18 protein-coding genes are annotated in these 15,295 nt (G+C 44.3%); 3 read left to right on the top strand and 15 right to left on the bottom strand.

Annotation, left to right across the window (positions count from 1 at the left end; translation table 11 throughout):
- Positions 1–69: 69 nt before the first annotated feature.
- Genes ON01_RS03310 through ON01_RS03300 form a run of 3 tightly spaced genes read right to left on the bottom strand, consistent with a single transcriptional unit; the run spans position 70 to position 3,894 of the window.
- Complete coding sequence (locus tag ON01_RS03310; RefSeq protein WP_010529585.1) at positions 70–1,248, bottom strand: Ger(x)C family spore germination protein; 1,179 nt, start codon at positions 1,246–1,248, stop codon at positions 70–72.
- Positions 1,241–2,347: a GerAB/ArcD/ProY family transporter gene (locus ON01_RS03305; RefSeq protein ID WP_010529584.1), complete on the bottom strand. Its 1,107-nt coding sequence runs from the start codon at positions 2,345–2,347 to the stop codon at positions 1,241–1,243. The genes ON01_RS03310 and ON01_RS03305 overlap by 8 nt, the downstream gene beginning before the upstream one ends.
- On the bottom strand, positions 2,344–3,894 hold the full coding sequence (locus tag ON01_RS03300) for a spore germination protein (protein ID WP_010529583.1): 1,551 nt from the start codon (positions 3,892–3,894) through the stop codon (positions 2,344–2,346). Before ON01_RS03300 ends, ON01_RS03305 begins: the two co-directional genes overlap by 4 nt.
- A gap of 248 nt (positions 3,895–4,142) precedes the next feature.
- On the opposite strand from ON01_RS03300, the gene ON01_RS03295 reads away from it, so the two are divergent.
- From ON01_RS03295 to ON01_RS03285, 3 genes are all read left to right on the top strand, one after another.
- The gene (locus ON01_RS03295) at positions 4,143–4,640 is read left to right on the top strand and encodes a hypothetical protein (RefSeq protein ID WP_010529582.1); all 498 of its coding nucleotides are present in this window, start codon (positions 4,143–4,145) and stop codon (positions 4,638–4,640) included.
- Positions 4,641–4,805: 165 nt separating this feature from the next.
- A complete protein-coding gene (locus tag ON01_RS03290) occupies positions 4,806–5,534 on the top strand; it encodes an ABC transporter ATP-binding protein (protein ID WP_010529581.1) in 729 nt (242 codons plus the stop codon).
- The gene (locus ON01_RS03285) at positions 5,531–6,298 is read left to right on the top strand and encodes an ABC transporter permease (RefSeq protein ID WP_010529580.1); all 768 of its coding nucleotides are present in this window, start codon (positions 5,531–5,533) and stop codon (positions 6,296–6,298) included. The genes ON01_RS03290 and ON01_RS03285 overlap by 4 nt, the downstream gene beginning before the upstream one ends.
- Positions 6,299–6,469: 171 nt before the next feature.
- On the opposite strand, the gene ON01_RS03280 is transcribed toward ON01_RS03285, so the two are convergent.
- The 12 genes from ON01_RS03280 to ON01_RS03225 all read right to left on the bottom strand — a co-directional run bounded on the left by ON01_RS03280 (position 6,470) and on the right by ON01_RS03225 (position 15,271).
- Positions 6,470–6,943 (bottom strand): thioesterase family protein, encoded by a 474-nt coding sequence (locus tag ON01_RS03280; RefSeq protein ID WP_010529579.1) that lies wholly within the window; start codon positions 6,941–6,943, stop codon positions 6,470–6,472.
- Positions 6,944–6,966: 23 nt separating this feature from the next.
- Entirely contained in the window at positions 6,967–7,938 is a 972-nt protein-coding gene (locus tag ON01_RS03275) for a 3-hydroxyacyl-CoA dehydrogenase NAD-binding domain-containing protein (protein WP_010529578.1), read from the bottom strand.
- A 1-nt stretch (position 7,939) separates the two neighbouring features.
- Positions 7,940–8,833, bottom strand: coding sequence for a beta-keto acid cleavage family enzyme (locus tag ON01_RS03270; protein WP_010529577.1), 894 nt, complete (start codon positions 8,831–8,833; stop codon positions 7,940–7,942).
- A complete protein-coding gene (locus ON01_RS03265; RefSeq protein ID WP_010529576.1) occupies positions 8,826–9,383 on the bottom strand; it encodes a GbsR/MarR family transcriptional regulator in 558 nt (185 codons plus the stop codon). Before ON01_RS03265 ends, ON01_RS03270 begins: the two co-directional genes overlap by 8 nt.
- Positions 9,384–9,474: 91 nt before the next feature.
- Entirely contained in the window at positions 9,475–10,122 is a 648-nt protein-coding gene (locus ON01_RS03260) for an ABC transporter permease (protein ID WP_010529575.1), read from the bottom strand.
- A 1-nt stretch (position 10,123) separates the two neighbouring features.
- Positions 10,124–11,053 carry an osmoprotectant ABC transporter substrate-binding protein gene (locus tag ON01_RS03255; protein WP_029328964.1) on the bottom strand — a complete coding sequence of 310 codons (930 nt, stop codon included), beginning with the start codon at positions 11,051–11,053 and terminating at the stop codon, positions 10,124–10,126.
- Between the two features lie 17 nt (positions 11,054–11,070).
- Positions 11,071–11,715 carry an ABC transporter permease gene (locus tag ON01_RS03250; protein WP_010529573.1) on the bottom strand — a complete coding sequence of 215 codons (645 nt, stop codon included), beginning with the start codon at positions 11,713–11,715 and terminating at the stop codon, positions 11,071–11,073.
- A gap of 13 nt (positions 11,716–11,728) precedes the next feature.
- Complete coding sequence (locus tag ON01_RS03245; RefSeq protein ID WP_010529572.1) at positions 11,729–12,883, bottom strand: betaine/proline/choline family ABC transporter ATP-binding protein; 1,155 nt, start codon at positions 12,881–12,883, stop codon at positions 11,729–11,731.
- 343 nt (positions 12,884–13,226) lie between these two features.
- Positions 13,227–13,370, bottom strand: a complete 144-nt coding sequence (locus ON01_RS18770; RefSeq protein WP_010529570.1) for an FbpB family small basic protein — start codon at positions 13,368–13,370, stop codon at positions 13,227–13,229.
- A complete protein-coding gene (locus ON01_RS03235; protein ID WP_010529569.1) occupies positions 13,367–13,621 on the bottom strand; it encodes a YkvS family protein in 255 nt (84 codons plus the stop codon). The genes ON01_RS18770 and ON01_RS03235 overlap by 4 nt, the downstream gene beginning before the upstream one ends.
- A 207-nt stretch (positions 13,622–13,828) precedes the next feature.
- Positions 13,829–14,566, bottom strand: coding sequence for an SDR family oxidoreductase (locus tag ON01_RS03230; RefSeq protein ID WP_010529568.1), 738 nt, complete (start codon positions 14,564–14,566; stop codon positions 13,829–13,831).
- A gap of 324 nt (positions 14,567–14,890) precedes the next feature.
- A complete protein-coding gene (locus ON01_RS03225; protein WP_010529567.1) occupies positions 14,891–15,271 on the bottom strand; it encodes a hypothetical protein in 381 nt (126 codons plus the stop codon).
- Positions 15,272–15,295: the final 24 nt, after the last annotated feature.

The raw sequence follows: 15,295 nt of genomic DNA, 5'->3' as shown, positions 1-15,295 counted from the left end.
AAAAGCCAAAAATGTGCAAAAAAGTGTCATCATACCGGGAAATTTCGCTATCAGGACATCCCACATATCCTATCTGCTCCTCTGTTTTTGCGTCTTGTCAGCTGCACCAGGTGCGTCAATATTAACCTGTGCAGTAACATTTATCGTGCTTTCGGCAAAAATGTTTTGACCGTGGTCCCAGTCATTCTTAATCTTCTCCCAATGGTTATAGTGATGCCGGCGCAGTTCTTCTTCGATACCAAGAACATCGGCCTGCAATTCTTTCTGTACCTTTTCGATTGTCTGATTCATCAGCTTTTTCATTTTGGATTCCATACTTTTTTCCAATTCCTTTACATTTTCTTCAGACGTCACGTTTTGTGTGCCAAATGTTTCGGATATTTGCCCTTCCACCTGAGCATTTACCGAAACATCAACACGCTCTGCGGCTATGTTTGTGATCCTGATGGAACTATTCAGACTCATCATTTCTACTGTCACCGGCTGATCCTCTACTTCAGCCTTAAGACTCCCGCCCGCAGTCCTGCCGGTTATCAGATTATACCCCTTAGTTTCTTGTGATCCGAGTGTACCGATCATGCGATTGCTGTAGCCCTGAAAGACCGCCGCACCCTCGTGATCCAGCTTATCACCCCGCTTGACCATCCTCGGGAGCACATAACTGTCTTGCTTTAGCAGGTAACTGTGCACTTCACCGATCCGGACTGGTTTGATGACACCGGCATTTTTATAACTGTTTTCCAGAGTCGACTGAATATGCATCACAGGAATTTTTTCATTTTCAGTTGTCACTTCAAGCATTTCTTTCGCCTCTCCCTCTGAAATGATGATGCTCACACTCCGTCGCATTTCATGGTCACGGAGGAACAAATCCATGATACTTGCAAACATATGCGGTTTTTCAGCAAGTTCCGAAGATACAACCATAGCCTGCAGGTGTGGAAGATAAGGTGAACGGCTTGTCTGCGTACTCAATTCCCGTAAAACAGCGAACATACTGTTTCCGGTAGCTGATAAGTTGGCAAACGCTTTTTGATCACCGCTGCTTTGCGTTGGTCCCCCGAGAGCTGACGGAACAACAAGCTGGTTGGTCATTGTTGCCGCATTTTCATTGCCTGTTCCTTCTTTCGGCACATCAACTGCAATCCCCAGCACAAAGCCTCGCTGCTCAATCTCTACACTATCCCAACAGCCTGTCATAAAAGCAATCATTAAGATAAATTGAAGTCGGCATATCCACTTAATCATTGGCTTTAACACCTCTGAGTTTTGCTATCATATAAAGCAGAATCGTAATTGATACAGTAATCGCAGCCCCGTAGTAGGATGTGAATGTTCCAAACGCTGACACCTCATTGATGTCCTCAGGTATCATTCCCATTAAGTATGCCAGTGGGGCAAGCAGAAAAATAATTGGCATTTTCCGATCCTTTTTAAAAATCGAATTTAACGCAAACACAGCTGCATCCATTGCCATTGTTGTCGTATTAAAGATTGCCATAATCCAAATCACAAAAAATAATGATTCAAAACGTTCAAAAAAGCCGCCGGGAATTTTAACCTCCTTCGCCAATTCAACAGTGGGATACTGCAGGTTGGCTGTTACCAAATTACCGAAAACACCAATACAGATCAGATAGAACAGAATATAGAGGAAGACAGCAATCGAAGCACCGGCTGAAGCTTTCCACGGAACATTTTTCGGATTTTTTACCAATGCCGTATAAAACAAAAGAATGCCAAACCCGATATAGGAAAACGTACTCTGATTCATCGCATTCCAAAAACCGGCTGCATCTGTCCTCATAACTGGAAGCAGATTGCCGGGTTCAAACCATCCTGTCGTAAATACCATAACAATAAGTGATATTGCCAAAATGATCGGGAGGAACATCATATTCAGCCGAAACAAACCTGTCCGGGATCCTGACACGGCATATACCACAACAAGCAAAAAGGCGAGCGCCACTACTTCAACGGGTGTTCTGTCAAACAGATATTGGTCGGCCACATTTGCTATAATACGTGTCTCATAGGCCGTCAGCATAATGCCCTGGATAGAGAGCAGCACCGTAAAAGCAATCCCGGCAGGTCTGGAGGTGATCTTTGACGAATAGGCAAGGAAACTTTGCTGCGGAAATTTTGCAGCCAAACGGGCCACTAACCATGTCATGGCAATAACAATAACGCCGCCTGCCGCTAGAGGGAGCCAGCCATCAGAGCCAATCGTCTGTTCTGCCAGGTCTTTCGGAACCGATAGAATCCCTACCCCAATCATAATGGAAGGGACAGCAATCAGAATTTCCTTGTCACTAATATAATCATCAGAATACTCAAAGCGCGTCATTGACTGGAATCCCCCTTATTGGCAGATTTGCTGTCATCTGTCCGCAAAAAAGATGGCCTTCTTGGTCGCATCGTAATGGGAGCCCGTAAAACAAGATCTTTCCAGTCCCTGAAGAAAGTCGGCGAAAATGGTGCTGAATAAGGAACACCAATACTCTTCAAATTGACGATGTGAATGTTAATCATAATGTAGATAAGCACAATTCCATACAAACCAAGAATCGCGGCAGCCATCATGAAAGCGAAGCGCAGAAGGCGGAAGGAAATGGCTACACTGTACGCAGGTATGGAAAATGAAGCAATCGCAGTCAGTGCGACAACAATTACCATAACCGGACTGACAATTCCCGCTTGAACAGCTGCCTCCCCAATGACAAGACCGCCGACAATCCCAATGGTATTTCCGATGGTTGTCGGCAGGCGTGCACCGGCTTCGCGGAGTAGTTCCATCGTCATTCCCATCATGATAGCCTCAATAAATGCCGGGAACGGGACACCTTCACGGGTGGCTGCAATGGAAAACGCAAGCTGGGAAGGTATCATCCCCTGGTGATAGGAAACCAGCGCAATATACAATGCCGGCAGGAACATAGCCAGAAATGACGCAAAATAACGCAATAATCTCAAAAAACTTCCGATCATCCACCGCTCATAATAATCTTCAGGCGATTGCAAAGTGCCTCCAAGTGTCGCCGGGGCTATCAGAGCAAATGGTGTCCCATCCAGGATAATGCCTGCCTTCCCCTGCAGAAGTGCGGTGGAAACTTTATCAGGCCGCTCCGTGTTTATGAGCTGCGGAAACGGTGACAGAAAACTGTCCTCAATCCATTCTTCAATAAAACCTGACTCTGGTGCGTCATCCAAATCAATTGATTTAACCCGTCGATCAATCTCTTTGATCAAGTCGGGATGAATGATCCCTTCTATGTATGCGACAGACAGTTTTTTCTTGGAACGCCGGCCGATATCATACGTTTTAAATCTTAAATTCGGATCGCGGATATGGCGGCGAATCATCGTGGTATTTGTCCTGTAGTTTTCGGTGAATCCTTCACGCGGTCCCCTGATCAGCGATTCGGAAATCGGTTCTGAGATGGCACGGGTATCCCATCCTTTCATACCAATGATTAACACCTGATCGACTCCATCCAGATAAACCAGTGTACTTCCATAAAGGAGACCGTTTGCAGCATCATCCAGATCATGGCCCGTGGTAACATCACCGACTGAGACGAGCTCTTTTTCCACCTCCTGCAGCAACTTACCTGCTCCAGCTGGAAGATTTTCTTTATAAGCAAATAGCTGAAGGTTTTTCATCACATTCGTATTAATTTCCATTCTATCGGCCAGACCATCAATATAAACAATGGCACAGCGCCGTTCCGTCTGACCCAGAGAAAATACACGTATCATCAAATCATTTGGATTTTCCAGCATTTGTTTCAATGTATCCAGATTTTTATCCAGCGATTTTTTAAGATCAACCGGAAATTCATGCGTATTCTCATTGTTCTTGTGTTTGCTTCTGAAAAATGAGCTGAATCTCATCCCATTACCTCATTTACTTCTGTCGTCTCCCTTTGGTTTCCCCAAAATACACGATTTATACGGTATAAGACTTTTCATTCCAGCCAAACTAAGGCTCAGTCCGAGATTGCATGTCTGTGCTTGTGAAAGGAGAAGGCGATGATGATAAGCGAAAAGAGCAGATTATATCATAAACGAAATAGGGTAGCCTTAAAAAGCAGTGTCCGGGAAACAAATAAGCCGGAACCGAGCCGTAAGTGGTAGAACGAATGGCCAGGAAGAACGGGAGAAATAAAGATAAACTTGAAGCACTGCTATGGAGTATTGCCTTGCCCGGATTTGGACAACTTCTCAATCATAAATATCTTAAAGGTCTTTTACTTATTACGCTGGAATTTATTGTGAACATATACGGAAACTTCAATGCCATTATTATTTTAAGTTTTAACGGTGAAATACAGGAAGCGATTAATCAGACAAACTATGGATGGCTGATGTTTTACCCGTGCCTTTATTTTTTTGCCATGTGGGATGCATACAAAGATGCTGAAGGCAAAAGCAAACCATATGCCTTTGTTCCATTCGTGTTTTCTGCTTATTTTGTAACCGTTGGACTGATTTTCTCAAAAAGCTTTACGATATTCGGGCAGTTGATCGGGCCCATGTGGCTACCGATGCTGGGCGGATTGCCGGTCGGTCTGATTGTTGGCGGCATCATTCGCTGGCTTCTTTTGAAACGGCTGGAACTAGGCGGCACCAAAACGTAGGGGAGTTTGCTTAATAAGTTGCTGTTATATGACGATGCTTATACGCAGGCGAACAGTATGTGCTCGTCACTTTACTTCCAAAAACTTCTAACGCATTTTATAATATTTGTACCATGGTTCATTCAGTTGAATACAAATTTACCAGGCATAAGGGACGTGACAAATATGACAGCTCCCGTGGAAGCCATACGGTTTGATCATATCGATTATTCCGCAGATGGCGTACATATTCTTAAAAGCATTACAGGAGCCATTCCGGAGGGAAAAATCACAACGTTAGTCGGACCCTCCGGTGCGGGAAAAACAACCCTGTTCAAACTCTGCAACGGCCTGCAATCACCAGATTCTGGGGAGATTATTATCAAAGAGAAACGAATCGAGAATTACGAACCGATCGAATTACGCCGCAATGTCGGGATTGCTCTGCAAAAAGCAACGATGATCAGCGGTACCGTCCAAAAAAACCTGGAGCTTCCATCAAAATTGCAGGGAAAAGAATTAAAAGAAGGCCGGGCCAATGATTTGCTGAAAATGGTCGGTTTGAGTGAAGTGTCTTTGCAAAAGAAAATAAAGGACTTATCTGGCGGACAGCGGCAGAAATTATCAATTGCCCGTACGCTCGTGAACCGGCCTGATATTTTGCTGCTTGATGAAATCACTTCTTCACTGGACAGTGTCTCACGGCAGGACATTGAAAAACTCATCGAAAAAATTAACGATCAGTATGGGACAACCATTCTTTGGATTACCCACAATCTGCAGCAAGCACTGTCAATTGGCCATTATACCTGGGTTATGATGGACGGGGAGCTCGTCGAGACCGGTGAAAGCAATTTCCTTAGAAATCCGCAAAATGACCGGGTGAAACAGTTTGTACGAGGTGAAGTCGAATGAGCCTTCTGACATTATCGATCTCGCTGTTGTTCGTAATTATCCCGCTCATTTTATCCAAAACGCTTAACCTTGGCCTTGAGAAAGATACAATCATCGCAGCGGTGCGATCCATCATTCAGCTACTGGCTGTCGGATATGTTCTGCAATTCGTCTTCGATTCCGAAAATATGATTTATATTATACTGATGGTCGTCCTTATGATTGTGGCCGCCACTCACAATGCCCAACGAAAAGGTGCCGGCATCAAGGGGATCGTTTGGAAGCTGGTTGTCACTTTCATATTTGTGGAAATACTGACACAGGCAATTCTGCTCGGGCTGAACATCACACCGGCAACCGCTCAATATATTATCCCTATAAGCGGTATGGTTGTCGGAAACTCTATGGTGCTTGCTATCTTGTTCCTTAACCGGTTTACTTCGGAAATCGAGGATCATCACGATGAAACCGAGCTTATTCTATCGCTCGGCGGAACACCAAAGCAGGCAATTCATACGCAGCTGATCACAGCCATTCAGGCAAGCACCATCCCAACAATTGAAAGTCAGAAAACAATCGGGCTTGTCCAGCTGCCGGGAATGATGAGCGGCCAAATCATTGCCGGCGCTGATCCCGTGCAGGCAGTGCTCTTTCAATTACTCATTCTATTCCTTCTGCTGACGACTGCCGTGGTTACCAGTATCATGCTCGGCTATCTGTCATATCCTGCCCTGTTTAACCAGCGGATGCAGCTGGTTGGAAGCGTAGACCAGGATGATGAATAAATTAGTAGGGGATGGTTCTCCCGCCCACGTCCTGACTCTTGGCTGATATTTCCAGAAGTTTTATATAAAAAAACAGCCGCTGATGCAGGCCAGTATCAGCGGCTGTTTTTTCTATCCTAATGTTTATTTTGTCGTTACACAGTCAACTCAAGTATGACTTGGATGACGCGGTTATTTTCGTTTGATTCCGATCACGCGTCCTGCTTCTTTCGGTTTTTCATCAGGTGTATGGTCCTCTGCCAGTTCCTTCAAGTTTTCATAGATTTCTTCCGGAAATGATGCCGCCCTGCCGGCTGATTGATCGATCCCCATGAGCATCTGTTCACTCGTTGCCGCACGTTTGCCATTCTCTCCGAACAGTTCATAAAACACATGGGCACGTTTGGCATCATAGTCGATAATTTGTATGTGGACTTCGAATGATTCATCAAGCTTCATTTCATCCAGGTAACAAACGTGCGTCTCCATCGTATAAATCGTATACTGGTTCCGTTCACGAAAACCTTCTGTAATGCCAATCAGATTCATGAAACGATCGACACCCCAGCTGAATGCACGGACATATTCAGCATCATTCATATGACCGTTATAATCAATCCATTTTTTCGGAACCGTATTCTGAATAATTACCTTCGCTTCACCCATGGTATATCCCCCTTATCATCATCTTACAGTCTGCCTTCCAGGTTAGCTCCCGGCCAGTATTTTTCCAGCAGCTGCTGCAGCTCAATTAAAAATTGATCGCGTCGTTCTTCAAGTTTTTCCATTTCCACATCACCGGTTTGTGTTTCACTCCCGGTTACCACCTTATCTGCCAGTTCATCTGTTAATTCCGGTGCTTCCAGCTTCGTCCATGGCAATTTTAATGCCGGACCGAACTGTTTCAGCAAATGGCGCATGCCCTGTTTTCCGCCGCCCATGTGCAAGGTCATGAAAGGCCCCATCAGTGCCCAGCGAAGTCCCGGTCCATATATGATCGAGGCATCAACTTCTTCAGTCGTTGCCACACCATCATTAACGATATGCAGTGATTCACGCCAGATGGCCTCCATCAGTCGATCGGCTATATGCCCTTCTATTTCCTGGTGCACAACAAGCGGCTTCATTTTCATACCATCGTAAAAATTCTTTGCTTTTTCAATGAAAGACACGCTGGTTTTGTTGCCACCGACAAGCTCAACAAGGGGCACCAGATATACCGGATTGAACGGATGTGCAACCATGACGCGTTCAGGGTGGTGCCGACAATCCGCCTGCAACGTACTCGGCAGTATTCCGGATGTACTTGATGCAATTACGGCTTCATTTGGTGCATATTTATCGATATCGGCGATCACACTTCGCTTTAATTCCTCCCGCTCCGGTACATTTTCCTGTACAAAGTCTGCATTAGCCAAAGCTGACTGCATATCCGGTTCAAAAAACAGGTTATCCTGCGAAGCGCCTTCTGCCAGCCCCATTTCTTCCATTTTCGGCCATGCTCTTTCAACAGCATCACGCGTACGTGCTTCAGCAGCCGGATCCAGGTCTGAAGCTGTAACCGTATAGCCGTTTGCCAAAAATCGTGTAATCCAGCCGTTGCCGATAACGCCTGTCCCGACAACGGTAATGTTTTTTATTGATTGTTCCTGCGCTGTCATGCTAGTCTTCCTTTCCATATGGGTTTAAAAGATTTAATTCTTTGCGTGCTTCAGCCGGTGTCATGATATCAGATCCCAGACTTTGTACAATGCCGGCAGCTTTATCGACAAGCTGTTCGTTTGTTGCCAGCTGTCCTTTTTTCAGATAAAGATTGTCCTCCAGCCCTACGCGGATGTTTCCGCCTTGCAGAACGGATTCCGCAACAATCGGCAACTGCATCCGACCGATTCCAAAGGCTGCCCATCTGCCGTTTTCCGGAATCCGGCTTTTCATATAGGACAACGTTTCAGCATCAGCTGCCGCTCCCCAAGGTATACCGAGACAGAATTGGTATAGCGGATCACCGTCAATCAAACCTTCATTAATCAATTGGTTGGCAAAACGAACATGCCCTGTGTCGAAACATTCCAGTTCAGGCTTCACACCGCTTTCCTGGACAAGTTTTGCCTGCCTGCGCAGCCAGTCAGTCGGGCTGACATAAAGCATGTTGCCGAAATTAGTGCTCCCGCAATCAAGTGTGCACATTTCCGGCAGCAGTTTGCCGACTGGTTCATGGCGTTCTTCAGGTGTCTGGATGTCAGTCCCTTCGCCACCGCTAGTCGGATCATCTTCGCTCGGAACCCAGTCACCGCCGCCGCCGGATGTAATGTTAATAATCACATCGGTCTCCGACTCGCGTATCCGTTCCACTATTTCCTGATACAGACTGACATCATGGCTCAACCCGCCTGTTTTCGGTTCACGCGCATGGACATGAGCTATCGTCGCACCTGCTTTGGCTGCTTTAATTGCCGAATCGGCAATCTCTTTCGGCGTCACCGGTACATGCGGACTTTTGGCAGTGGTGTCTCCTGCTCCTGTCACCGCACATGATAGAATGACGTTTTTATTCATCTTTATCGCCTCCTGTTGATTTTTTAGGTACATGCTTAAAAATTTCTCCACTTTCGAAAAAGTTATTGACACGGCGAATCCAATCATAGTATTCCGTCCATTCGTGGAGTTCAGTCAGTAATTCATTAATTGCCTGTTCATTGTCTTCAGTCAATTCCGGATCCTGCTTTAACTCATCGATTTTTTTCTTAAGCCGTTGTTCAAAGTGTCTGCTTCGGCTGATCGCCCTTTGCCATGTCGATGTAAATAGCGAAATGAATGTTTCGTAATAATCTTCTTCAACCTGATATAAGTCTTTGCGAACACCTTTTTTAAATACACGTTCAGCAATATTCATATCGATCATTTCCCGAACAATCTGGCTCATCCTGGTCTTGCTCATTCCCGTTTCGGCTGCCAGCTCATCCAGTGTCATCGGCTCCCCATTCATGTAAATGATCCCAAGAACTCGGCCAACGCTTGTCGGAGCCCCAAAAGCATTCATATTATCGGTTATTTTTTCGATAAATTGCGTTTTGACATCTTCAATTTTTTCGTTTTGATTAGACATGTCAATCTCCCTTTTTATGACGTGATTAACTAAACCTTATCATTTTGGGTATTAAATTAAAATTGCTGTTCCAGCGTTGGATACCACTTCATTAAGCTGTCTTGCCCGGCTGCAATCTTTGTTCAATCCACCCCAGGACAACATCAGCCAAAATGGCCATAATAGCTGTCGGGATAGCCCCGGCAAGGATGATGGGCGTGCCATCCGTAGCATTGGTTCCTGTCACAATGATGGCCCCCAGTCCCCCGGCACCGATAAACGCGCCGATTGCTATTATGCCAATACCGATAACCAGAGCCGTTCGGATACCCGCCATAATCACACTGACCGCCAGAGGGATTTCAACCATTCTTAACAACTGAAATTTCGTCATACCGGACGCGTAACCGGCTTCAATAACTGTCTTGTCAACATTTTTCATGCCAACATACGTATTTTGGGTAATTGGTAGAATTGAATAAAGCACTAATGTAGTAATCGCCGTATTTGTACCAAGCCCCATCACAATCATAATCACGGCCATGGCGCCTAATGCCGGGATCGTTTGAATGATACTTCCTGCAGCCAGTACCCAACTGCTCAGCTTGCCATATTTTGCAATAAGGATCCCAATCGGAATCGATATAATCGACGCAAATAACACGCCATAGATCGACATCAGAAAATGCCTGTAAAACTCTGTCCAAATATAATCAGCATTCGCACCTACATAATTGATGAATTCTTGTATTGTCCCCACATTAACCGCCTCCTTCCTGATCGTTCTCGAAGTAATTATTTTTTTCAAGGAATTGTTTGGCTACTTTTCGTGGGTTGACCCGCTCAACATCCGCCATATAATTCAATTCCTGCATTTCCTCTGTGGAAATCTCATTGTGAAGACGCCTAGTGATATCTTTGATTTTCGGATATTTTTCCAGAACTTCATTATTTATCACCGGTGAAGCGTCATAAGGCGGGAAGAACTGCTTATCATCCTCCAGCACTTTTAAATTATATTCTTTGATTCGACCGTCTGAAGAATAGGCCAGCACGACATCCATATTACCGGTTGCTGCCGCCTGATAGACGAGACCCAGATTCATCGGATAAACATTGCCAAAGTCAAAGTACGTTTCCTGGAATCCTTCATAGCCATCGCCTTCCCGGTTAACCCAGGCATTATCAACACCGAATCGTAAATCATCTGCAAGAGGCTCAAGATCAGAGATTGTCTCAATATCGTGTTCTGCAGCAAATTCCTCTGTAACAGCAATGGAATAACTGTTTGCAAACCCATATGTTTCTTCCCAGGTCTGATTGAATCGATCCTGAAATTCGCGTTTTACCGTTTTAAGCGCCTTATCCGGATCCTTAATTGGCTCCATATCAAGCGCTCCCGCTATATCTGTACCGGTATAGCGAGTGCTTGATATATCAATGTCTCCCCGCTGCATCCCCTGATGCTGTACAATGGATGAACCAAGTTTTGTCACCAGTTCAGTTTGCGCGTCTGTTTCTCTTTCAATTAAAATGGCGAGCATTTGGGCCATTGTTTCCGATTCAGATTGGGTCAACGATCCGATTTTAATTGTATCCTGTGATGTGCCTGCAAGTCCGGGCAATGAGCAGCCTGAAAGCATCACAACCAACATACATATACCAAATCCTTTAACTAATCGACTCTTCAATCCGTTCACCTCCAACGTTATGCTGCTTCATAGCTGTCCTTTAATCCCTCAGGTGTGAGTTTACTTTCCAATAGTGCCAGTGAACGATCGGCAATCACTGCTAAAATCGTTGCCGGGATCGTTCCAGCCAGAATCAGTGATGGCTGATACAGATTCAAACCGTCAAATATAAAATCACCAAGTCCGCCACCGCCGATAAATGCGGCGAGTGCAGCCCATCCAATCAAATAAACAGTCGAGAGCCGAATCCCAGCCATAATAACCGGCAGTGATAATGGCAATTCCATTTTTAGAACTGATTGCCAATTACTCATTCCCATGCCTTTTCCAGCTTCCACAACGCCTTGATCTACGTCACGAACCCCTATATACGTATTACGTAAAATCGGAAGCAGTGAGTAAAAAAACAGTGCCAGGATCGCCGGGATTTTTCCGATGCCTACTATCGGAATGAAAAAGGCCAAAATCGCCAGACTTGGAATGGTCTGTAAAATACCAACAAATGAAATTAACCTGTCAGCCAATTTCGGCACCCGTGATAGCAGGACACCGAGCGGTACTGCAACTATTACGCCTAGTAACATAGCTGCCAGTGAAATATAAAAGTGTTCCCACGTTTTTATGACCAGCTCATTTCCATGTTCTGCAAAAAACTCCATCATTGCTACACACCTCCTATTCCGCTGCTGCTACCTTTTCTTCGAGCTCCTTGCCGTCGCCCCAAATCGTGTCATAGACCAAATTGGCAAGTGTTGCACGCGTTACGATGCCTTCCAGATGGTAAGCTTCATCCACAACCGGAACGTATGCTGCTCCCCGGCGAAGAATTTTGTGAACCGTGTCGCGCAGTAGACTCTCACCGGATACTGAAAACACGTCTGTTTCCATCAAATCATCAACAATGTTTGCCTTCTTATAGTTCAGGTTCATCGCTTCAATATCAATGTAACCCTGCAGCACATTATTCGAGTCAACGACAAGCAATGAATCAACATGCCGGTCGCGCATAGTAGATATCGCTGATTTGAGCGTCGCACCAGTTTGAGCTGTTACCGGAGAACTTTCCATAATCTGCCCGACAGTTGTCACATCAGGTTTACCCTGAATAAGACGATCCCGGCCAAGAAATTCTTCTACAAATTCATTTGCCGGATGTCTTAGAATTTCCTCCGGTGTATCAGCCTGAACGACTTCACCGTCACGCATGATGACGACTTTATCTGCCAGCTTAAGCGCCTCATCCATGTCGTGCGTAACAAATATAATCGTTTTGTTAAGTTCCTTTTGCAGTTTTTTAAATTCCTCCTGCAAAGAATCTCTTGTAATCGGGTCAAGTGCCCCGAAAGGTTCATCCATCAAAATAAGCGGGGGGTTGACGGCAAGTGCCCGCAGAACACCAATACGCTGCTGCTGGCCACCACTAAGTTCATGCGGATATTTATCCAGGTATTCCTCTGGCATATTAACAAGCTTCAGCAGTTCACGAGCACGCTCATCCTTCCTCTCCTTCGACCATTTCAGGAGGGTTCCGACAAGCACGATGTTTTCTTTAATGGTCATATGCGGCATCAGACCGATCTGCTGAATGACATATCCCATCGAACGCCGCAATTCGACAGCATCCTGATCCTTAATATCCTTGTCATCGACCAAAATGGAACCTTCAGTTATGTCGATCAGACGATTTACCATTTTCATAGTTGTTGTTTTTCCGCATCCACTGGGACCGATAAAACAAACAAACTCTCCTTTATTTATTTTTAAGTTTAAATCTTTGACGGCTGATGTACCGTCTGAATATGTTTTGAACACGTGGTTAAACTGTAACAATGTGATTGCACCTCCAAAAATTACTTTCCGTTTGAACACTTTTACAAGTATAGAGGAAAAAGCCATTCATACAAACAAGCATTTATCCTTATACAATTTCAAAAATCTGTGCAATTTTTATTGTATAAAGTTCACAAAGTTTATTTCGTAGAATCCCTGCTAATTTCTTCAGATTTCGACCATATCTGACAGTTAATACTTTTCTCCCTTTTTTATATAATCGAAATGAGAACAAAAAAAGGGACATGATATAAGGAAAAATAATTTCCTCAATCATGCCCCTTTTTCCTATTTGTTTTCGATTATAGTTTAAAAGGAAGGGTTCTTATACAACAACAAGACGCTATGCATCTTGTTTTTCGTTCATTGCCGCTGCCTGTTTCTTATCCAGACGCAGCTCAATTTGAGAGATTTGTTTCTCATCAGACATTAATTCCTGTTTGTTTTCTTGTACCAGTTGCTCAAACTTTGGAGGTTTCGCTCTCATCCGTAGACACTCCTTAATTGATTGGCTTTCACTGCATCAGACGTCTGATCAATAATCCTGTAGCTTTTGTGACTGACAACAGTGTTCGTGTAGCCATGGTTCAATTTTTCATAGCCTTTTGTGCCTGATATATCAGCAATAATACTATTTTTAGTCTTCGATGGCAGAACTTCACCCTGCACTAACATGCCATTCTGTTCAAACTCGATGATATCACCAGGCTCGGCCTTGTTTCGATCAGGTTTAAACATTTCGCTCCTCCTTGGATTTTGCTCGGTTTAAAGTGGGATGGGAAAACCGTGTTAATCCTTCGCCCCTATCGAAGGGGGTATGTTCTACTATACAGAAGAATTATGGCATATCATTGTTGAAATTGTGGCAGAAATGAGTAATTTTTAAACGATTCGGTTCAACTAACTGTCAGTGGGAAAAAACACCCCATTAAATGAAGTTCAACTTTATTGATTATTCGGGCGGACGATGACTTCGTTGACATCGACGTTCTGCGGCTGGTTGACTGCGTAGAAGACCGCATTGGCGATATCCATGCCTTGAAGCGGGGTGAATTGACTGCCGCGCTGCTTCTGTTTATTCAGAACATCCTCGTCGGTAATGGTTTCCATCAATTCTGTAGCAACCACACCCGGCGATATTGACGTTGTTCGGATATTTGTATTCGTCACTTCCTTGGCAAGCCCTTCCATAATTACTCTGGCGGCAAATTTTGTACCGCTGTATACGGCGCCTGAAGGAAATACTTCATGACCGGCAACGGAAGAAGTGGTTAAAATATGCCCTTCGTTGCGTTCAATCATATGCGGCAGTACAGCACCGATACCATACAGGACACCTTTTACATTGACATCAACCATCCGCTCCCATTCATCAATCTTTTTATTTTTCATATAACTGAGCGGCATGAGACCGGCATTATTGAACAGGACGTCAACCTGACTAAATTCGTCAATGGCATACTGAATCAGATCTTCCACTTCCTGACGGGAAGCCACATCTGTCGTTTTGATGGCAATGCTGCCTTCGTATTCATTTAACCGCTGGCGGATTTCTTCCAGCCTATCTTGTCTTCTTGCTGCCAGAACGACATTTGCACCTTCCCGAACAAACCTTTCAGCGGTTGCTTCGCCAATTCCACTGCTTGCGCCTGTAATAACAACTGTTTTTCCGTTCCATTCCATATATTCACACCTCTTTTATAACGATTCAATGCTACTATTTCCTTGTAATTCTATCGTTAAACCTCCTGGATCAATCGATCATTTATGCGCGGTTCTGATCTTTATCTTTTCAAATAAACCTGAAAATCCTGGAAGCAGCATACCTCTGATCAGGAAGTATCCATCAGAATACCACCTCTTTAAGATAACATTAGTATTTTATCTATCGATATATTAAAAGCCTCTCACAATTGTGGGAGGCTTAATAGTTATGATTATGATCCCATCATTAAATTTACAGCATTATTACCGCATCTCATGCTGTATCTCAATGACTTTACTTGACTACCAGTCTCCATGAAACCTTAGCCGAAAATACACAGTATGCAGCAATGTCAAGAAAACTAAGCTAAAAGCGAAAAATAAAGAGCTCGCAGAAAATGGTATGTTAATAAACATAAGCTGTTGAAGAGAAAATACAATCATTATGACGACAAGACTGATGACTGTTTTCAAATGTATTTGCTTAATATTTCGTGACGTTTTATATAACCCGGTAAGGACAACAGCCAGAATCCAATAAATGATGACGATGAGTGTAAGGATAAGCATTGTCAGAAAGTTAATGGATGTCACTAAACTTGTTATGAAGCTTGCCAGAAAAAACAGAACACCGGAAATAATGTTCAGCTTATAGATTTGTGTTGCAGGCAGATTAACCGGCATCATTTTACCCCTTTCATTACCACG

It is taken from the genome of Lentibacillus jeotgali, assembly GCF_000224785.1.
In the GTDB taxonomy this organism is placed as follows: domain Bacteria; phylum Bacillota; class Bacilli; order Bacillales; family Amphibacillaceae; genus Lentibacillus; species Lentibacillus jeotgali.
This window is presented reverse-complemented; position numbering and strand designations above follow the sequence as displayed.